This is a genomic window from Sphingobacterium zeae (assembly GCF_030818895.1).
GTDB classification, from domain to species: Bacteria; Bacteroidota; Bacteroidia; order Sphingobacteriales; family Sphingobacteriaceae; genus Sphingobacterium; species Sphingobacterium zeae.
Genome location: NZ_JAUTBA010000001.1, coordinates 3,450,602 through 3,471,385, shown reverse-complemented (window position 1 = coordinate 3,471,385; position 20,784 = coordinate 3,450,602). Strand labels below are relative to the sequence as shown.

The 20,784-nt window shown below is 39.8% G+C and carries 20 protein-coding genes; 12 read left to right on the top strand and 8 right to left on the bottom strand.

Features of this window, described 5'->3' with window-relative positions:
* Positions 1-9: 9 nt before the first annotated feature.
* From QE382_RS14645 to trxB, 4 genes are all read left to right on the top strand, one after another.
* Positions 10-1,272: a M16 family metallopeptidase gene (locus QE382_RS14645; RefSeq protein ID WP_307188033.1), complete on the top strand. Its 1,263-nt coding sequence runs from the start codon at positions 10-12 to the stop codon at positions 1,270-1,272.
* A complete protein-coding gene (locus tag QE382_RS14640; RefSeq protein WP_307186556.1) occupies positions 1,262-2,581 on the top strand; it encodes a M16 family metallopeptidase in 1,320 nt (439 codons plus the stop codon). Before QE382_RS14645 ends, QE382_RS14640 begins: the two co-directional genes overlap by 11 nt.
* Positions 2,582-2,654: 73 nt before the next feature.
* Positions 2,655-3,608 (top strand): 3'-5' exonuclease, encoded by a 954-nt coding sequence (locus QE382_RS14635; protein WP_307186555.1) that lies wholly within the window; start codon positions 2,655-2,657, stop codon positions 3,606-3,608.
* 28 nt (positions 3,609-3,636) lie between these two features.
* Positions 3,637-4,593, top strand: coding sequence for a thioredoxin-disulfide reductase (gene trxB, locus QE382_RS14630; protein WP_307186554.1), 957 nt, complete (start codon positions 3,637-3,639; stop codon positions 4,591-4,593).
* Positions 4,594-4,638: 45 nt separating this feature from the next.
* Here the strand turns inward: trxB and rnhA are convergent, their stop codons facing one another.
* Entirely contained in the window at positions 4,639-5,133 is a 495-nt protein-coding gene (gene rnhA / locus QE382_RS14625) for a ribonuclease HI (RefSeq protein WP_307186553.1), read from the bottom strand.
* Between the two features lie 363 nt (positions 5,134-5,496).
* On the opposite strand from rnhA, the gene QE382_RS14620 reads away from it, so the two are divergent.
* From QE382_RS14620 to QE382_RS14605, 4 genes are all read left to right on the top strand, one after another.
* Positions 5,497-7,248: an alpha-L-fucosidase gene (locus tag QE382_RS14620; RefSeq protein WP_307186552.1), complete on the top strand. Its 1,752-nt coding sequence runs from the start codon at positions 5,497-5,499 to the stop codon at positions 7,246-7,248.
* Positions 7,249-7,312: 64 nt separating this feature from the next.
* The gene (locus QE382_RS14615) at positions 7,313-7,768 is read left to right on the top strand and encodes a hypothetical protein (protein ID WP_307186551.1); all 456 of its coding nucleotides are present in this window, start codon (positions 7,313-7,315) and stop codon (positions 7,766-7,768) included.
* A gap of 74 nt (positions 7,769-7,842) precedes the next feature.
* Entirely contained in the window at positions 7,843-8,532 is a 690-nt protein-coding gene (locus QE382_RS14610; protein ID WP_307186550.1) for an SIR2 family NAD-dependent protein deacylase, read from the top strand.
* Positions 8,533-8,555: 23 nt separating this feature from the next.
* Positions 8,556-9,653: a DUF2891 domain-containing protein gene (locus QE382_RS14605; protein ID WP_307186549.1), complete on the top strand. Its 1,098-nt coding sequence runs from the start codon at positions 8,556-8,558 to the stop codon at positions 9,651-9,653.
* Positions 9,654-9,828: 175 nt separating this feature from the next.
* Here the strand turns inward: QE382_RS14605 and QE382_RS14600 are convergent, their stop codons facing one another.
* Positions 9,829-10,419, bottom strand: a complete 591-nt coding sequence (locus tag QE382_RS14600) for a hypothetical protein (protein WP_307186548.1) — start codon at positions 10,417-10,419, stop codon at positions 9,829-9,831.
* A 223-nt stretch (positions 10,420-10,642) separates the two neighbouring features.
* Between QE382_RS14600 and QE382_RS14595 the strand changes: the two genes are divergently transcribed.
* Positions 10,643-12,001: a Gfo/Idh/MocA family protein gene (locus tag QE382_RS14595; protein ID WP_307186547.1), complete on the top strand. Its 1,359-nt coding sequence runs from the start codon at positions 10,643-10,645 to the stop codon at positions 11,999-12,001.
* A gap of 141 nt (positions 12,002-12,142) precedes the next feature.
* Positions 12,143-13,663 carry a phosphoethanolamine--lipid A transferase EptA gene (gene eptA, locus QE382_RS14590; protein ID WP_307186546.1) on the top strand — a complete coding sequence of 507 codons (1,521 nt, stop codon included), beginning with the start codon at positions 12,143-12,145 and terminating at the stop codon, positions 13,661-13,663.
* A gap of 235 nt (positions 13,664-13,898) precedes the next feature.
* Here the strand turns inward: eptA and QE382_RS14585 are convergent, their stop codons facing one another.
* Both QE382_RS14585 and QE382_RS14580 read right to left on the bottom strand, forming a co-directional pair.
* Positions 13,899-15,266: a hypothetical protein gene (locus tag QE382_RS14585; RefSeq protein ID WP_307186545.1), complete on the bottom strand. Its 1,368-nt coding sequence runs from the start codon at positions 15,264-15,266 to the stop codon at positions 13,899-13,901.
* A 140-nt stretch (positions 15,267-15,406) separates the two neighbouring features.
* Entirely contained in the window at positions 15,407-15,748 is a 342-nt protein-coding gene (locus QE382_RS14580; protein WP_307186544.1) for a winged helix-turn-helix transcriptional regulator, read from the bottom strand.
* Positions 15,749-15,841: 93 nt separating this feature from the next.
* On the opposite strand from QE382_RS14580, the gene QE382_RS14575 reads away from it, so the two are divergent.
* Positions 15,842-16,477 (top strand): peroxiredoxin-like family protein, encoded by a 636-nt coding sequence (locus QE382_RS14575; protein WP_307186543.1) that lies wholly within the window; start codon positions 15,842-15,844, stop codon positions 16,475-16,477.
* A complete protein-coding gene (locus QE382_RS14570; protein WP_307186541.1) occupies positions 16,474-17,277 on the top strand; it encodes a DNA alkylation repair protein in 804 nt (267 codons plus the stop codon). The genes QE382_RS14575 and QE382_RS14570 overlap by 4 nt, the downstream gene beginning before the upstream one ends.
* A gap of 215 nt (positions 17,278-17,492) precedes the next feature.
* Here the strand turns inward: QE382_RS14570 and QE382_RS14565 are convergent, their stop codons facing one another.
* From QE382_RS14565 to QE382_RS14550, 4 genes are read right to left on the bottom strand one after another with little or no spacing between them, the layout of a single operon-like run.
* On the bottom strand, positions 17,493-18,644 hold the full coding sequence (locus QE382_RS14565; RefSeq protein ID WP_307186540.1) for an efflux RND transporter periplasmic adaptor subunit: 1,152 nt from the start codon (positions 18,642-18,644) through the stop codon (positions 17,493-17,495).
* A complete protein-coding gene (locus tag QE382_RS14560) occupies positions 18,637-19,074 on the bottom strand; it encodes a TolC family protein (RefSeq protein ID WP_307186539.1) in 438 nt (145 codons plus the stop codon). The genes QE382_RS14565 and QE382_RS14560 overlap by 8 nt, the downstream gene beginning before the upstream one ends.
* A 57-nt stretch (positions 19,075-19,131) precedes the next feature.
* On the bottom strand, positions 19,132-19,662 hold the full coding sequence (locus tag QE382_RS14555) for a TolC family protein (RefSeq protein ID WP_307186538.1): 531 nt from the start codon (positions 19,660-19,662) through the stop codon (positions 19,132-19,134).
* Positions 19,655-20,758: an efflux RND transporter permease subunit gene (locus QE382_RS14550; protein WP_307186537.1), complete on the bottom strand. Its 1,104-nt coding sequence runs from the start codon at positions 20,756-20,758 to the stop codon at positions 19,655-19,657. The genes QE382_RS14555 and QE382_RS14550 overlap by 8 nt, the downstream gene beginning before the upstream one ends.
* Positions 20,759-20,784 lie beyond the last annotated feature (26 nt).

Here is a 20,784-nt window from a genome sequence, read left to right as displayed (position 1 = left end):
AAAAATGAGATGGTTTCTTATCAAAAATTTATATTAGAAAACGGGCTCCGTGTTTTGGTTCACGAGGACCACAATACGGCTATGGCCTGTGTCAACATTTTATACGATGTGGGTGCACGGGATGAGTCGCCGGAGCAAACCGGATTCGCCCATTTATTTGAGCACCTGATGTTTGGCGGCAGTATCAATATTCCTAATTTTGATACTGAACTGCAAAAAGTTGGAGGAGAGAATAATGCTTTCACAAGCAACGATATCACCAACTATTACATCACATTGCCCTCATCAAATCTAGAGACAGCGTTGTGGTTAGAGTCGGACCGGATGCTGAGTTTGGCTTTTTCAGCACAGAGTCTTGAAGTACAACGGAATGTAGTGATCGAAGAATTTAAGCAGCGTTACTTGAATCAACCTTATGGGGATGCATGGCTTAAGTTGCGCCCCTTAGCTTATCAGGTACATCCTTATCGATGGGCAACGATCGGCAAGGAATTGAGTCATATCGAAGAAGCTACAATGGAAGATGTGAAAGCCTTTTTCAAATTACATTATAATCCGCAGAATGCAATAATGGTTGTTTCCGGTGATGTACATTTTGAAGAAGTTAAGTTTTTAACCCAAAAATGGTTTGGTGATATTGAACCCGGTGTAAAATATAATCGTCAATTGCCGAAAGAACCAGAACAGAAAGCAATGCGGCGTGAAACTATTTGGGCGGAGGTACCTTTGGATGCACTTTACATAGCATTTCATGGGCCGTCACGATTGGAAGAAGGTTATTTTGCTATGGATCTTTTATCAGATATTTTATCTCGAGGTTCTTCTTCACGTTTGTATCGACGGTTGGTTAAGGAAGGAAAGTTATTTAGCGAGATAAACGCTTATGTAATGGGAAGCATCGATAGTAACCTCTTCATTATAGAAGGAAAACCAACTGCGGGCATTTCGCTAGAAGAAGCGGAGCGGGCGGTGTGGTCTGAATTGGACATTTTAAAATCCGAATTAGTAACTCAGAATGAGTTGGAAAAGGTGAAAAATAAGATCGAATCGACCAATGTCTTTGCGGAATTGTCCATTTTGGATAAAGCGATGAATCTAGCTTACCATGAGTTGCTAGGCGATGCAGATGGTATCAACACAGAGGTCTCAAAATACCTGTTGGTAAGTGCCGCGGAGGTTCAGCGCCAGGCGCAAGCAATTTTTAGACCTGAAAATGCTTCGATATTACTATATAAATCAAAAATGGAGGAGGAGGCTATACATGTTGGATAGAACGCAAAGGCCTGTGTTTCGAGAAATTGGAAACATCAGTTTAAAAGAACCGATAAAGAAACAGTTTGGAAATGGTTTGCCAGTCTATATATTCCAGTCTCCTGAGCAAGAGCTGGTGCGTATCGAATGGATTTTTGAAAATGCCTATCTTGATGGAGAGATAGAGAACCCTTTGTTAAATAGCGCTTTAAGTGCTTTGCTTAAAGAGGGGACCAACTCCATGTCCAGTGCAGAGATTGCGGATAAAGTGGATTTTTATGGCGCATTTCTAGTTCCAGAATACTCTTTTGACGTGACTTCTCTATCCCTTTATACCTTGAATAGACATAGCCAAATACTTCTGCCTCTTGTAAAAGATATTCTTACGGAGGCATCGATACCACAGCAGGAGCTGGATACCTATTTACGTAACAACAAACAGAAGTTTCAAGTTTCTATTCAGAAAAATGATTATCTGGCCCGGCGTAAATTTTATAACCTGATCTTCGGTACGGGTAATCGCTATGGACGGACACCGAAGCTAGAAGATTATGACGCAATTACTCGCATGCAGTTAATCGAATTGTACCAGAAAGAAATTGTACCTGGCAATTGCACGTTAATTGTTTCTGGAAACGTTTCCGACGAGCTTTTACAAGAACTCGAGCAGATTTTTGGAGCGGAGTGGCATGGGGTGCCTTCGGTATCGTTAGAGAAACCTGTATTGGTCCAAGGTTCCTCTGAACTATCCTATGTGGAGAAAGATAGCGCTTTGCAGTCTGCTATTCGCTTAGGTTGTCAAACCATTTCAAGAACTCATCCTGATTATCCTGCTTTACAGTTTGTTAATACCTTGTTAGGAGGCTTTTTTGGTTCCCGTCTCATGCGTAATATTCGAGAAGAAAAAGGCTACACCTATAGTATTGGTTCAGCCGTAGCTACCCTCAAACATACAGGCTTCATGACCATTGTAACCGAAGTTGGGGTGGATGTAACGCAAGCGACTTTGGAAGAGATTGAAAAGGAGATCAACTTGCTGAAAGCAAAATTGGCCTCAGAAGACGAGGTAAATCTTGTTAAAACCTATATGGAAGGTTCAATGTTAGGATCATTGGAAAGTATCTTTTCGCATGCTGATAAGTTTAAAAGTGTATTGTTAAATGAGATGACGTTAACATATTATTCTTATTATATGGATCAGATTAGAAATATGTCACCTGAAAAGGTGTATGATATTGCCAATAAATATTTGGACTTTAACGCAATGGTGAAAGTTGTTGTTGGTAAAATAAGCCAGAAAGAACCAATTCATCAAGCGGTTGTAAATTAAATTTCTTAGACTACGAAAATCGAATACTACTTTGTATTTTTGGTTTTTGACAAAAAAAAGTGAACTATCCAGCATGGAATTAAAATTAAAAAGGCCATTGGTATTTTTCGATTTGGAAACTACAGGCGTTAATGTGGCTTCCGATCGTATTGTTGAAGTGTCATTTCTGAAGGTGATGCCCAGTGGAGAAGAAACAGTCTATACTAAGAAGATTAATCCGGAGATACCTATTCCGGCAGAATCCTCTTTTTTCCATGGTATCTACGATGAGGATGTAAAACATGCTCCTAATTTTAAAGCGATAGCAGTCGAACTAGCTTCTTTCATTGCGGATGGAGATTTAGCGGGATATAACTCCAATAAGTTTGATGTGCCGATGTTGATGGAGGAGTTTTTACGGGCTGGTGTTGATTTTTCATTGGAGGGTAGGGCATTTGTGGATGTTCAAAATATCTTTCATCAAATGGAACAACGGACCTTGAAAGCTGCCTACAAGTTTTATTGCGATGAAAACCTCGAAAATGCACATACTGCTGAAGCGGATGTACGCGCAACTTACGAAGTTTTGAAAGCTCAGCTGACTAAGTATGAAGGTGTACCTTTTGAAGATAAACATGGTGTGGTGTCTCATCCTGTCGTCAACGATGTGGAAGCGTTACATGCATTTACAAATTTAAGTAAGCCAGTGGATTTTGCCGGACGTCTTGTTTACAATGCCGACGGGTTGGAAACGATCAATTTTGGAAAACATAAAGGAAAACCAATTGTAGAGGTATTTGAGCAGGAGCCGAGCTACTACGCTTGGATGCAAAATGGAGATTTTCCATTGTATACCAAAAAAGTGCTAGAAAACATCTGGAAGAGGTACAAAAAGGAAAAGAATGAGCAAAAAACTAAAGTGGCTGTAGCTCATTCTGCAGAAGATAAAAAACTTGCGAAAAAGGAGTTCAACAAACAAAATGAAGAGGCGCCACAGCGCATTTCTTTGGATATGTTGAAAGGATTGCAAGATAAATTTAAAAAATAACTTTAATTAATAGCTTAGAAAAAGTATTATGGAATTCAAACAAGAAGTTGAGCATATACAGTGTTTGATTATTGGTTCGGGGCCAGCAGGCTATACAGCAGCAATTTATGCAGCACGTGCGGATATGAAACCAGTGGTTTATACCGGTATTGTTCCGGGGGGACAATTGACACAAACCACTGAAGTGGACAATTTTCCAGGTTATCCAAAAGGTATTACAGGCCCCGTGATGATGGAAGATCTGCGTGAACAAGCCGAGCGCTTTGGTACTTCAGTTCGTTTTGGATATGTGACTAAAGTGGATTTTACAGGCGAGGTACACCGTATTGAGATCGACGGAACTGTACAAGTTACTGCAGATACAGTCATTATCGCAACAGGAGCAACCGCAAAGTGGTTAGGTCTGGAATCTGAACAAAAATATAATGGTTTTGGTGTTTCTGCATGTGCCGTTTGCGATGGGTTCTTCTTTAAAAACCAGGAGGTTGCGATTGTAGGTGCTGGGGATACAGCGGCAGAAGAAGCAACATATCTTGCAAAATTATGCTCAAAAGTACATATGTTGGTGCGCCGTGACGAGTTTCGTGCTTCTAAAGCAATGGTACATCGTGTTATGAACACGCCAAATATCGAAGTTCACTACAATTCTGAAGCAAAAGAAGTTCTAGGAGATGGTCAAGTGGTGACCGGAATACGTGTTATTAACAACAAGGATCAGTCTGAAAAAGATCTCGAAGTAACAGGTTTCTTTGTTGCTATTGGGCATAAGCCTAATACCGAGCTTTTCACAGGTGTATTGGATATGGATGAAACAGGCTACTTGATCACCAAACCCGATAGTACAGCTACCAATATACCAGGAGTGTTTGCTTGTGGAGACGTTCAGGATAATGTCTTCCGTCAGGCTATCACCGCTGCGGGTACAGGTTGTATGGCAGCTTTAGAAGCTGAAAGATATCTAGCGGCTAGAGAAAGCGGCGAATAATTAAATTGAAATAAAAGAGGGGCATTGCAAAAGTATGTCCCTTTTTTATTTGCCTTCCCCCATTTCAAAGACACTGTCAATTTTCCAGTTCGCTTTGTCCTTGGCTGCAGCAACAGCCAAACGATCGCAACGCTCATTTAGAGGGTGACCAGCGTGACCTTTTACCCATATAAGTCGTACGTTGTGCAATTTATAAGCGCTCATTAACCGTAACCAGAGATCCTTATTCTTTTTCCCAGCGAAACCTTTTTGAATCCAGCCATATACCCACTTTTTATCAATGGCATCAATAACATATTTGGAGTCAGAATATACTGTAACTTGCTGATGCAAGTTTTTTAAGGCCTCAAGTCCGACAATAACCGCCATTAGTTCCATTCTGTTATTGGTCGTTTTGCGGTAACCGCCCGAAAACTCCTTTTCGATAAGTTTGCCTTTAAAGGTTTCATTATCACCCGTATAAATAGTTCTTAAAATAGTTCCGTAACCTCCTGGGCCTGGATTCCCACTTGAAGCACCATCTGTATATAATTCGATCATACCCCTCAAACATAGATAAATTTGCTTTTATATCCAATAATAAGGAACATCTATTGCGATAGGTTATAAGTAACTTTCTGGATATCCTCGTGTTTATTATCCATATGTTGCTAATTGTAAGCGATTCTTGGAATACGAGATTAAATTGTGCTGCTTGTAAAATATTGAAGCAATTTGTTTGTTGTATGCACAATTTATCTCTTAAAATATATAACTCTGTAAAATTATATGTACTTTTCCGGCATAAACTTGTCATGTAAACTGTAAAATTACCTTATGAACTATCGAAAGATTTCTCTTTTTGTTTTTTTTGTGTCCGCGTATTTAGACATATCTGCTCAAGACAATAGACCAATGCAAAAAATGGATTGGTTTGAAGATGCTAAACTGGGAATTTTTATTCATTGGGGAATTTATTCAGTGGACGGCGTCTCAGAGTCCTGGTCTTTTTTTAATAATTACATGAGTCATGATAATTATATCAAACAGCTTGCTGGGTTTACAGCAAAGGAATACAAGCCTAAGGAATGGGCGAAATTGATTAAAGAAGCTGGTGCCAAATATAGCGTGATTACCGCTAAACACCATGACGGAATTTCGATGTGGAATACCAAAGCAGATAAAGCAATCACTACATTGCAAGATGCAGCAACAAAGGAAGATTTAATCACACCATTTGTCAATGCGATACGGCAAGAAGGATTACACACTGGACTGTATTATTCATTACCCGATTGGAGTCATCCATATTATGACATTTTTACGCGTTATAGAAAACGTTATCAGATGACAAATGAGCCTAGCCGTTGGAATAACTACGTCAAATACTACCAACAGCAACTAAGCGAATTATCTGAACAATTTAAACCGGATTTAATTTGGTTTGATGGTGACTGGGAACATACGGCAGAAGAATGGAAATCGCAAGAGACGCTGAATCTTTTGCGAAAATATAATCCGAATATTATTATAAACTCGCGATTGAACCATCATGGCGATTACGAAACTCCTGAGCAGGGGATCCCGGTAACGCGTCCAGATAGCAAGTTTTGGGAACTTTGCTATACCATGAATGATTCCTGGGGATATCAACCCTTTGATAAGAGATACAAATCATCCAATATGATTATTCGAACATTGGTAGACTGCATTTCCATGGGAGGAAATCTTTTATTGGATATTGGTCCGAAGGCTGACGGAACGATTCCTGGGGAGCAATTAGAGATTTTAAAGCAGCTTGGACGATGGACACGTAAACATGCCGACGCAATCTACGGTACAAGGGCTGGTATTCCGTTTGCAAACTACAGTGGGAAGTCTGCTTTATCGAAAGACAGAAAAACACTTTATCTATATGTTTACGAAAAGAAACCTGAGCTTTTGCTCAAAGGTCTGGTCAATTATACAGCCATCAAAACTGTTTCAGTTGTTGGAGATATAGCCTCGAAAGTGAACCTTAAATCAGCGGATGGAGTTGTTCAGCTGGATTTGACCAAGGTAAATTTCGATCAGGATGTTACCGTACTCGAGTTGAATTTTGCCGAGGCGCTTCGTTGGGAGGCACCGAAAGATACCAAAGTTACATTGAAATCTGTGTTGGATAACCCGGTTACGGATAGAGCGTTGCTTCAGATTGCCTCAGCACTGCATGTCGGTAACAATATTTTTAATAATTCAGGATTGACTGTGGATGGTATGGATACCCAACTAGGGAGTAACAGTGAGATCAATTCAACGGTACTGAATTGGATTAAAGATCATGCCGAAGCACTTTACGAAACTGGAGAAGGATTGCCTGAGGGACATTACGAAGGGCTCAGTACACATTCCAAAGATCGTCAGACCCTATATCTTTTTGTCGAGGGGAAACCAACAGGACCAATTGCGCTAAAAGGCATCAAGAATGGCGTAGCGAGAGTGCGTTTAGTTGGCCAAGGCTCAATGATCAACCATGAAGTCTTTAATAAGCTATACTGGAGTACTATTCCCGGGATTATCTATATCGAAACTCCTGCAGAACGATTAGATAAAAACATGACGGTTATTGCTATATTATTGGATGCCCCTATAGAACTCTATCGGGAGAAAGTCGGTGCTATTGAGAGTAATCTTTAAACTAGGGGTACGCGATATTTCCCCTGGTTTGTGACACGATAGCATTTTTAATTAATTTAGTCCTATGAATGTTTTTCAAATTGCATTAATTCCACTTTTCGCTCTTCTTTTTATTTGTTGCTATTCTGGAGATGGAAGTAAGACTGAACGCTTGCGGGCTGATTCTTTGGTGAGGGAAGTGGTTCAAGGAAATTTATCTTTATTAAGTTTGGCAGAGTCTAATGAATTCATGTATTTTAAGGATAAATATTTTTATGAGCCTGCAAATTTAAAGATTATTTCAAAGTTTGATAAAATACAAATTCAAGTGGTGACCTATAGAATATATCAGCATGTTAAACTGGAGAACAATCGGTATCGGTTTCATATTCAAAATGCCAGGCAATTGCATATTCCAAATAAAGCTTTTGTCTATTACCAACGTTCATTTGAGGAAATGAATCGGCGGGCTGCGACGAGTAAAGATTCTATTCGGTTAAAGCTTCCCAATGACTATGCGACTTTGCTGATAGCGGAATGATCGATGGCAGGCGTTCTTCCTCCAGATGGTCATCTAAGAGGGCTATTTTTAAATCCATTAGGAAGTAAATTGAGATGAAAAAGAAAAATATCGTAGTATTAAGTGGAGCTGGTATTTCGGCAGAAAGTGGTATACCAACCTTTAGGGATGCAAACGGATTATGGGAGGGGCATGATGTGATGGAAGTAGCTTCTATTGAGGGCTGGCGTAGAAATCCGTCACTGGTCCAAGAGTTTTATAATCTGAGACGGAGGGCTGCTTCGTTGGCACAAGCAAACCTCGCGCATCTTGCTTTAGCAAAACTTGAATCTAAATACAATGTAGTTGTTATCACACAAAACGTTGACTTGTTACACGAGCAAGCTGGGTCATCTCGAGTTATTCATTTGCATGGTCGCCTAGACCAGGCAAAGTCCTCTATTGATGACCGACTGGTTTATCCAATTGTCGGTGATGAGATCAAAATGGGGGATCTGTGTCAAAAAGGTAGTCAGTTGAGACCTAATATTGTCTGGTTTGGAGAGGCTGTACCATCGATTGAGGAGGCTGTCGTTTTCGTTTCGGAGGCTGATATTTTGTTAATTGTAGGCACCTCGTTGCAAGTTTATCCTGCAGCGGGACTCAAGGAATTTGCACCCAATCATTGCAAAACATTCTTAATCGATAAAAGAATACCGAACAATAAATTCTTGCATAATATAACCTTTTTTGAGGAGGCAGCTACTGTCGCTGTTCCCAAATTAGTAAAGGAATTACTTGATTAGCTAACGGACAGTTTAAAAAAAATATGAAAAAAGCAATAGGAATTCTTTGTGTATCATTTGCTGTTATAGCCTGCCATAATAATTCGCAAATTAAAGTAAACACAAGCACATATAATCAGCCTTTAGTTTTGGATAGTATGCAAGCGAAGCACTTGCTCAGTTTACCATTACATTGCATCGAAGTGGAGTATCCCAATAAACTCGGACAGGTGCTAGGTAATGATCTCGATCTGAAATCACCGCGCATACTACACCCAATTTTTTATGGTTGTTTTGATTGGCATTCTTCTGTACATGGTTATTGGTCAATCGTCCATATTTTGAAGGAGTTTCCCAATCTGGATAGTTCTGGAGAAATTCGGCGAAAATTAAACCGAAATATAACAGCAGAAAATGTTGCGATCGAACTAGCCTTTTTCAAAGATAAGAATAATAAAAATTTTGAGCGTACGTATGGATGGGCTTGGTTGTTACAGTTACATAAAGAGTTGTTAACCTGGAAAGATGCAGATGCAAAACGCTGGGCCATGAATCTTGAACCTTTGGTGAATCATGTCGTAAGATCATATGTGGAGTATCTGCCCAAATTGGTTTATCCGATCAGAACAGGATACCACGATAATTCTGCATTTGGTCTTTCATTGTCTTTAGATTACGCGAGAAGCACGGGGAATGTGACATTTGAAAAATCATTGATGACTAATGCTTCACGATTATTTAGCCAAGACAAAGGCTGCAACATTTCTTTTGAACCAAGTGGAAGTGATTTTCTTTCTCCCTGTCTTGAGGAAGCGCTATGTATGAGTTTGGTACTTCAGAAAGAGGATTACCGCAAATGGTTGAAGGAGTTTATGCCAGAGCTGTTTAGTGCAGGCTTCAATCTTGAACCCGGTATTGTGAAAGACCGGACAGATGGGCATTTAGTTCATTTGGACGGACTTAATTTTAGTCGTGCAAATTGTTTGAATGGTATCGCAACGGCTCTTCCTGAGTTAAGTTATTTACACAAATTGGCTAATAAACATTTAATGTACTCTTTGCCTAATATTACAAACAATGATGACTATATGGGTTCGCATTGGCTAGGTACATTCGCTTTGTATGCATTATCAAAGCATTGATTTTAGAAGATAAATTTTGGTAAAATAAAAAGTAAGAAATCGCTATTTTGTATAAAATAAATAGAGGATTTGAACGTTATTAATACAAATACTTTTCATAAAATAGGTTAATATATGGCTAAGACCCTAGAGTTCCCCGCTCTAGGGCTTTTTACGTTTAGTTAACGGTGTACTATCAATCTGCTTTAACTAATTTGAGATCTTTAAAATGGCCTAAAGTACCAGGGCCGACCCAAAGTCCAATGCTTCCCCGCAAGTCTTTGCCCTGTTTGAGATCATTAACGATCAAAGTTGGCTGAGAAGATTCATTTAAATAAAGTTTTGCCTTTTCGTCATTGACTTCTATTTTTACTTTTATCCATTCTCCAGGTTCCATATCGGCGTAAGCTTCATATTTTCCAGGAGTCTCTTCCCTTAATTTTTCCCAAGGATATCCCGGAATAGAGATATATTGCGTTGCATGGTTTCTACGCAATTGTTCTTCAGCCCGGCCATTTGTAGGACGTAGGTAAAAGATTTCTGTTTTTGAGATGTCGGTACTTGTTCGAAAAGCAACGCCGACAAACCCACGGGCAGCTTGTCCGGCTTGATCCATTGGCTGGCCCGCAATGCTTACCTCGATCACTCCGTTATGGAAGTCGATATCTTTTAACAGTGCCATTGTCTTTTCACCATCTGTAGGTCCTTTTACCTGTAGTGCATTTTGTCCCTTGAAGTTTGTTAACTGAGTAGCTACCTGCGAAGGCAATACATTATTTGGTGTCAATTTGATTTTTTGAGCATGTGTCTGCTAAAGTAAAAAGTAGAGTAGAGCAAAACAGAAAACCTTATTTGTCAGCATAATGGTTATTTAATGGTCTTAATCGCTATCTAAGATAGTAAAAGTGTTATTTAAAAGCAATTAAATATTCATGTAAAGGGCTATTAATGACAGATTTTTAATGGTTTATTTCCTATTATTCTTATATTAGGTAATAAACCATTAAATTATGAGTACTTTCAATTTAAATCGCAGGAAATTTATCCAAGGAGCAGGAGCAGTCCTAACCTTGTCAGCCTTGCAAGTTAAAGCCTTGTCATTTAAAGATATCGTGAAAAAATTTCGGGTTGGGCTGATTGGTGCAGGCTGGTACGGGAGAAGTGATTTGTGTCGTTTAATTCAGGTTCGTGATGTCGATGTCGTTGCGATATGTGATGTTGATAACCATCACTTACATGAAGCGGGGCGCCTAATTAGTGATCGTCAGGTTTCGAAAAAGGTTCCGAAACTTTACAATGACTACAGGGAAATGCTGGCTAATCACAAATTTGATCTCGTTCTAATAGCAACTCCAGATCATTGGCATGCAAGACAGGCTATTGACGCAATACGTTCGGGTGCCCATCTTTATTTGCAAAAACCTATCAGTGTTGATGTGCTCGAGGGCGATGCGATTTGGCGTGCTGCAAGAAAATATAACAGAAAAGTTCAGGTAGGAACTCAACGCAGAAGCACAGCTCATCTTGTGGATGCCAAGAATCGTGTGATCGATCGCGGTTTACTCGGTAAAATTTCTCATGTAGAAATGTGCTGTTACTATCCTATGCGAAAGAATGGCAATGCTCCTGCCGAAGCAGTGCCAGAATTTTTTGATTATGAACTTTGGACTGGGCCAGCACCTTTGCGTGCCTATGATGGCCTACCTCATGGTAGCTGGTGGCGAACCTTTATGGCCTACGGGAACGGAATAACCGGGGATATGGGAATGCATATGTTTGATACAGTGCGTTGGCTTTTGCAGCTTAAATGGCCAAAAAGCGTTTATGCGAAAGGGGGAATTTATGTTCAAAAAGGTGGGAAATCGACAATTGCCGATACGCAAACGGCAATATTTGAATACGAAGATCTGAATTGCGTATGGCAGCATAGGACATGGGGTTCACCAGTAGACCCAGACTATCCTTGGGCATTCATTATATATGGTGATAAAGGTACTTTGAAGGGGAGCGTTATGAAATATGAATTTATCCCTATCGGAGATGGTAAGTCCATTCGACAAGATGTTATTTTGGAAAAAGAAGAGTTTCCCGAAGATCTTACAGAGCACCGGATAGAGCTTCATACTGCTCCTGCTACCAGAAAGCATATGCTTGATCTTTTATCGGCAATTGATAATAATCGTCTTCCTATAGCGGATATCGAAGAAGGGTATATATCGACCGCAAGCTGTATTTTAGCCAATTTGTCGATGCAGCTAAATCGCCCCTTAGTGTATGATCCAACACATAAAATATGTATTGGTGACCCCGAGGCAACTCGAATGCTGCGCAGACCCTATCGCAGTCCGTGGCAGCATCCGTATGAATAATTGGTAAATTCAGTATGATTTAATTTTACTCCCTTGTTTTGAGCATTGTATTGGCTGATACGATAATTAATAATAATTTGCTAATAATTTATTTTACATTTATCTGCTTAATTATTGTACGTTATAAAATCATTACCGTTTATGCTAAAAAATAGCTTAAAATTAGTACATTTTGTCATATTCATGAGTGTGTTGAATTTTATATTCTTCCATTTCCCGTTTTATACTTTTGTTTTTAACAACATTGATTACAGAAGCTTTGGCGGCGTTATTCTGATTGCTAGTTTAATCGTTTTAATGCTGGTCATGAATGCTTTTGTGCTTTATTTGTTTTTTTCGCTGTCACGTCGTTTTGGAAAATCCATATTGGTGTTGTTCTTCCTGATCAATTCAGTCGCCGTTTATTTTGTTAATACGTATAGCGTTATTCTAGATGAAACAATGATCGGTAATATATTGAATACCCGGTATTCTGAGTCTAGTGGTTTCTTTTCATTCAAATTGATAGTCTACCTAATCTTTCTTGGCATTATTCCTACTATCTTCATTATCAAAGCCAAAATAATAAAGGATAAACCGAAAAAGTTCCTTATCACGGCCTCACTATCCCTGTTGTTTATTACTGTTTTAATATTTGCCAATGCAAGTAACTGGCTATGGATAGATAAGAATTCCAAGACGCTCGGCGCGCTTGCAATGCCTTGGTCTTATGCCGTAAACATTTCGCGTTTTTATATTCACGAACATCAAAAAAATAAAAAAGAGATATTATTGCCTGATGCGACGATAAGTGACCATAGGAAAACGGTGGTCGTACTCGTCATAGGGGAGTCTGCAAGAAGGGAGAATTTTTCGCTATATGGGTATCAAAAAAATACAAATCCTCTGCTTTCAAAGACAACAAATCTTTATCATTTTGATGCTACCTCTTGTTCGACCTATACCACAGCAGGAGTAAAGTGTTTATTGGAGCACAAAAATACGGACGATTTATACGAAATTTTGCCAAATTACCTTTACAGAAATGATGTTGATGTTATATGGCGTACAAGCAATTGGGGTGAGCCTCCGGTACATATTAAAGAATATGAAACAAGTGACCAGCTTGCTGCAAACTGCAAAGGCGAAGGCTGTGCTTATGATGAGGTTTTATTAACAGGTTTAAAAGAACGGATATCAGCGAGTAAAAAAGATAAAGTATTTGTTGTTCTTCACACAAGTACAAGCCATGGTCCAACATATAGCAAGAAGTACCCAGCTCAATTCGAAACGTTTAAACCCGTTTGTAATAGTGTAGAATTAGGCAATTGTTCAAGAGAAGAGCTGATTAATGCTTACGATAATACGGTCGTCTATACGGACTATATTTTACACAAGCTGATAGAAGACCTAAAAGAATTAAAAGAATATAATAGCGCGATGTTATTTGTTTCGGATCATGGGGAGTCATTGGGTGAAAATAACTTATATATGCATGGACTACCAATGAGTATTGCTCCAAAAGAGCAATATGAAATTCCCTTTATTGTGTGGACCTCCGATAACTCGAAACAGTTAAAATCAAATAAAACGTTAACTCAGAATCACGTATTTCATAGTGTGCTGAAATTTCTGGATATGAAAAGTCCGATCTATGATGAGCATATGGATATTTTCAAATAGTATGGCATAAACATATCGAGAATGACCATTTTGCATTGATATCCAGATTATTTCTACAGGTGACATTCGGAATACATATTTTAAGTCACTATCCGACGGCCTTACACCCGCTAGTGGAGAGATTTTTCTCGTTGCAAAAATTTAGGCCGAAGCCATCGCCTTAGCGGATGAAGGCAAAACAATTGTGATAATCCGAGCAATTTACTAGCTGATTAATTTGTGCTCAGAAGGTTGGTCATCTAACATTATATACTTTACTTTGAAATGATTTGGTGTCGATTTGATGTTCTTTTAAATCTTGTTCGACGAGGGATTTTATTTGAGCAAATTGTGATTCTGAAATGCCATCTTGTTCTTTCGCCACCATATAAAAATACGTGCCTTTGTACGATTGTAAGATTGATCTCAGTGAGGCAAAGTCCATATTGTGAAGTATATCTTTTGTTAGTTTTCCAATACTTGGTAATGTAATCGATGTCGCGAACTGGATGGGACGAAAAGTATTGTCATGACTGGAGGTTCGATTATGTTTCACTGGAAATGACTCTTTCGGATTGTAAACAGCAAAGTAGATCGTTCCCGAGCTACTGTCCGGGTGTGCCAATATACTTTTGCGCATTATGCTGTAGAACTTGGCTGTTTCGTTCACTACGGAAAGTTCATAAGAAACGCTGTCCGGGTGTTTAATATACTGCTCTAACAATCTGTTATCCTCAACTCTCCGTAAACCAATAACATTGATCTCAGTCGAATAGGGATCTTTGTTTATATTCGGCGTAAACTCCAGGACTGCGTCGGGATCATTCGTCAGGAGAAAGACCGGACCAAATTTAATAGCATAGCGTGCCGCGACATCGCGAGCGCGTTGAACATTGTTGTCGTAGTTTGTTTCTATTTTAAGAACAGCAGATCGAAAGTTATTGGATTCGTTTTCTCTCTGCGAACGGATAAAATCTGTACCACAGGTTTTTAAGAGCATTATTGTTGCAAATATGGCCGAGATAGGAATTGCTATAAAACGATAATCTCGCTGTTTAGATTCTTTGAGCTGTGCAATGATGTCATAATCTATTTTTTTGTTTGTTAAATCTTCCTTTATTTGAATTTCGTGGAGATCGCGAGACGTGTTGTCTACCTTTTTTGTTAATTTTAATTCTCTTTGTTCAAGATGATCTAATAGGTCTTCTTTGAATGCTATAAATGTATTAATATCATTTGTAGATTTTAGATTATTGGGATTGAATAGCCAAATTAATTGCCTTCCGTCTGTCAATCTGATGCGCATAGATGGTGGTGGCGCTATGAGGGCACTGTATGCTGGAATATCGGCAATTTCCTGATATTCTACGCGGCCGTAGCTTTTTGAAGTAAATCCGTCGTTGTCCAATTGGATTGTGTCCCATGTCCTTGATTTTTTTAGGAACCGCCAGACACCTAAGATCATTGTTAGAATCATGACTGGTACACTCACCCAAAAAAGCCAAGAAATATAATCCATTAACCAAACTGTGACAGCGATGATGAGAAATGGAATGCCAATTAGTACCGTGAGGAGATAGACAATTCCAATTTTGTTCTGATATTTAAAGCTATATTCTTTCATTTTTTATTCTGATGGAAAATCTTTTATGATTACTGACTTAACTCAAAAGTAATGAAATAATCAGTTGTAGAATATCCATGAAAACAGGGGTTTTATAACTTCGCGATCAGCGATGGAGCTTTTAAACTAGGAACTGTTATCTAATTTTTATTGGAATTTGCAAATAAAGTCTCGCCCCAGGCATTCAACTTCCATAGTACCTCCACCAAACTTTCTCCCAACGGCGTTAGGGAATACTCGACACGTGGCGGAAGCTCATGAAAGGACTTTTTGGACAATATTCCATCCTCAACCATCTCCGTTAACTGTTGATTTAGGACGCGTCGGTCAACTTTTGCAATGCCACGTAGCATTTCACTTGGACGTCTTTCTCCTTCGTTGATGCGCCACACAATCGGAATCTTCCATTTCCCACTAATGGCATTCACTGCAAATTCCAAAGGACAAATTTTTTGTTTTATTGCTCTTTTTGCTGTACTCATAAAATTGACTTTTTTGTCCCATAGGGATAATAAGATGCGGTATTGTGATTGTGCATTTACTTTTAAAACTTTGCAGAAATATCATACAGCATCATGAAAAATTTAGAATACGAAATTGCTAAATTAAATGCGAATTTAGCAACTCTTCCTCTCGAAATAAAGGAAATATTTGGCAGATCGATTCAGGATCTACAGTCTGGGGATCTAACCGAAAAGAGCCTACAGATAGGGGACAAGTTCCCTGATTTTAGTTTGGTGAATTCGAAGTGTGAAGAAATTGAGCTGGGAAAACTTCTAAAGAAAGGAAAGGTCATTGTGGCCTTTTTCCGCGGTAGCTGGTGTCCCTACTGTAACCTCGAGTTAAGAGCTTTACAACAGAATTTGACTCATTTTACTGCTGTTGAAGCCACTCTTCTTGCAATTTCGCCACAAGTGCCTAAGTTTAGCGAAACACTTCTGGCGGACAACAATTTGGATTTCGAATTGTTGTTTGACGAAGATAATGCTTTGGCCATCAGTGTTGGCATCTCATTTGAACTTCAGGATTATGCCATTTCAAGCTATGATCGCTTGGGAATCAACTTGTCCGCCTACAATGGTAATGACGGCAACAGACTGCCGGTCCCTGCTGTTTTTGTGATCGCTCCTAATTATACGATATCTTATCGATTTATGGATGTCAACTATATGAATAGGCTTAATATCGAAGAGTTAATAGCACAGCTATGAGTAAAATACAACGTAAAGGAGCAAGACGGATAGCGGATATTTCGATAGATTGCCTGGCCAGTCTGAACCGTGGAGAAATTGAAACTGCAAATCTTATGGAGTGGCTCGCTGTTGACCAACGGTTTTTACTCGAGTATATCCTTCAGCAAAATGGGCGTATTCATTACTTGAAACCAATCTTGGTACTGCTTGATCAGTTACAGAAACCGACGGTAAATTCCATCAATGAAACGATCGGGCGGGCGCTGCTCGATTTGATCACACAATATCGTGATAATACCTTTCTGACAATACTATCCAATCATGCTGCAGATCTCGTGCGTTGCTGGGCAACCTACACGGTCGGAGATGATAAGCAGCTTGAAATTGAGAAACTACTGTTGTCAATGCGTCCTTTTGCCGCAGATCGGCATTTTGGGGTGCGAGAAATCAGCTGGATGGCGCTACGTAATAGGATAGCTTTGGACTTGGAAAGGAGTATTGCCGGTCTGAGTCTATGGACGATGGAGAAGGATGAAAATTTGAGACGTTTTGCTTCGGAGGCAACCCGACCGAGAGGTGTATGGTGTAAGCACATCGATCGCTTGAAGCAGGAGCCAAGTCTAGCCTTGTCTATTTTAGAACCGCTAAAATCTGACCCTTCAAAATATGTTCAGGATAGTGTTGGAAATTGGCTGAATGACGCAAGCAAAAGCCAACCCGGTTTTGTTAGGGCACTTTGTAATCGCTGGGAACAGGAAAGCGATACCAAGGAAACGCAATACATCATTCGAAAAGCACTTAGAACTATTCTGAAATAAATATGTCCGGTGGTTACAGAACAAAAAATGATGATCGCTCGTTTGAGCGACATTTGACCTCAGTTTACGACAATAAATCTGAGTTTGCGTACATTAACTAACGCAGTTTAGATGGATGATCGGCTTATCCGAAATTAAAAGCCGCCATTCATTGTTCTTAAAAGGACGATAAATGGCGGCTATCACTTGAAATGATTTATTCGATAAGTATGATTTTACTCTTCCTTATTCTGTGCTTTCATTAGTAACGCGAAAGCATTTTTTAGTGCTAATTGTGTGTTCGGTCGAATGTTATCGGCCTGAATCTGCTGTTTTCCGTTCTCTTGGATACCTAATTTTACCTCATTCATTTGAAATGAACCAGCGCTATGTTGTACAAATACAAAATATTTATTTTGCCAACGTACGATAGCCTCTTCTGTTACAACTATTGCCTTGGTATTATTGATATGAAGATCGGCATTCATGAACATCCCAGGGGTCAAGATAGCATCGGATTTTTGAAAACGGCATAGCACTTCGGCCATTCTATTTTCATCAAAAGTCCGGTTGACAAGAAAAACTGTGGCCGGAATTTTTCGAGCGACTTCCGTATTGGCATATGCAGAAACAGTATTTCCTATCTTGACTTTAGCCAGATCTTTTTCGAACAGCTGTAGGGAAAGATACATTTCTGATGGATTAACAATCTCAAATAGGATATCTGTGGGAGCGGTATATTTTCCAACACTGACATTCACTTTGGTGATAAAACCATTGGTTGGAGACAATATCGGTAGGTCTTTTTTGATACCTGTCGTCGTCAGTTTCTTCGGCTCGATTCCGATAAGACGCAGTTTTTCCGCCAATGAGTGAATTAGGATACGTTCACGATCCATATCTGCTTTGGCCTGCTGGAACACCTTGTCGCTGCTTGCCTTGCTTTGATTGAGCTCGTATTGTCTTTTATATTCTGTTTCGGCGAGCACATAATTTGTCTGTGCAGTCAAATAGTCCTGTTGGAGCTGGATAAACTGCATATCTTCGATAGTGGCCAATACCTGACCTTTTCGTACGGGTTTTCCAGGAAGCATATTCGTCGATTTAATATAGCCACCAATGGGAAAACTTAGGCTCACAGTGCTTTCCGGCGCAACAGCGACATGGCCCTGTAATGTAATTTTGCCACTGACATTTTCGATCGTAGGGGGCCCGATGACAATACCGGCTGCTGCAATCTGTTTGGGTTCAAGTTGAACATTTTGCGCTAGGGGTGTAGAATCTGCCACGGGCGCTGGCCTGTTATTTTCGGTGTTTTCTCCTTGAGCACAGGCAACGAAGGAAAAAAGGATCAAACTGTATACTGTGTTTTTTAACGATTTATTCATTGTATAACTTACTTAATTGGATGGCTGCTTGATTGTAACTGTTTAATGTATTGATGTATTCGCTTTGTATGCCAATGGCTTGGTTGACAAGAATGACCCATTGTAGGTAGTCTATTTCGCCATTGACGAATTGCTTGTCGGCTGTTACAAAAATTGTATCTGCATGCTTTAATCCACGATCTTCATAATATTTTAGTACTTCTTTAAACTTCTCAACCTGCTCGATGGCATTGTTTGATTCTGTCTTCAATTCACTTTTTACGTATTCAAGTTCTTTCAACTGACCTTTCCATGCGAGTTTTGCCGCATTTATTCGATTGGACTGCGCTCCAAAAAATAAGGGTACAGTGATACCGGCGCTGAAGTAGCTCAAACGGTCGGATGAACGATGGAATACCTCCTGACCATGGCTGGTTTGTGTACCCTGCAACGTTTGAGTATTATATCCTATTGTAATTTCAGGAAGCAACTTTGAGCGCTCTAGTTGTCATTGAGCATGTGCGGTTTGTGTTTGCAGTTGCGCAATCTTATAGGCGGGAAGTGCTTCAGCCTGACTAGATAAGTTTAGGTGATTCGATCTAACCGATTGATATTTAATTGTATCGGAGTGTAGAATGTAACGAGTACTGTCCTGTAATAAGAAATTGAATCTGTTCAGGCTGATGTTCATATCTTTTTGAAGCAGCTTTAATTGATTATTGATTTCTTGACGCTGTGTTTGGGCTGCGGTTTGCTCCAGAATATTTGCTGCGCCAACTTCAAAGCGTTTGCTTGTCTTTGCTTCAAAAATACGATACAGGCTATCTGCGCGTAACAAGAGCTCCTTTCGTTTGCCCATTGCCAGATAATCGAAATACAGACTCTTAACGGCGGTGCGAATCTCCAGGAGGTTAAACTTGGTAGATTCACGCGCCAAAGAGAGCTCGTTTTGTAAGACTGCTGTCTGTTTTTTATAAACAGCTGGAAAACTAACCGTCTGACTAATACCGATGCGATTATCGGTATACGCACTATTCACATGACCGTAATCGCCTGAAATAGCAGAACAGCACAAGAACCACTATGACAATGAGAGCTCCTTCCAAGAGATTGTGTTCTACCGTTCCAATGGCATTGTTTACCATTTTCGTGCGGTCGAGGAAGGGTTCGATAAGAACTCCTTTAGGGAGTGCTTTCTGAATTTGATCGACTTTATCTTTGACGATTTTGATCACATCGGAAGAGTTTCCACCTTTGAGCATCATGACAATTCCACCGCATACCTCGCCTTGTCCTGCCATTGTTAGTGCGCCATAACGGATAGCTGAGCCCAACCTGACTTCGGCAACGTGATGGATGAGGATCGGTACGCCACCATTATCTTTGACCACAATTTTATTGATGTCGGTTATGGATTTTGTCAAGCCAACACTTCGGATATATAATACTGCGGGGCCTTTTTCGATATAGGCTCCGCCTGTATTCTGGTTGTTGTTTTCGAGTGCCGTAAAGACGTCGCTTATGCTGATATTCAAGCCTTTCAGTTTGGATGGGTTTACAGCAACCTCATATTGTTTGAGTTCTCCACCAAATGTAGCAACATCTGCAACTCCGGGAGTTCCGAGAAGTTGACGGCGCACAGTCCAGTCCTGAATGGTGCACAAGTCTGCCAGCGAATAGGTCTGTTCATAACCTTTTTGAGGTTTGAGGACATATTGGTAGATTTCACCAAGTCCTGTAGTGACGGGAGCAAGTGTAGGAGCACTTGCATTTTCGTTTATTTCAATTTGTGCGAGACGCTCTGTGACTTGCTGTCTCGCCCAGTAGATATCGGCGCCATCTTCAAATACGATGGTTATTAAAGATAGACCGAACCGCGACATACTTCGACTTTCCTTGATTTCGGGAACATTGCTGACAGCCAATTCCACGGGAAAGGTGATAAGTCGCTCAACGTCTTCGGCACCAAGAGAGGGCGCGGTCGTGATAACTTGAACTTGATTGTTCGTAATATCTGGTACGGCATCGATAGGCAACTTGGTCAATTGGTAGATGCCATAGCCGACCCATACCAATATAAAAAGACCAATCGCTAGTTTGTTTCGAACTGAGAATTGTATTATTCTATTAAGCATTTTAGTAAAATCTAAATTATAAGAAA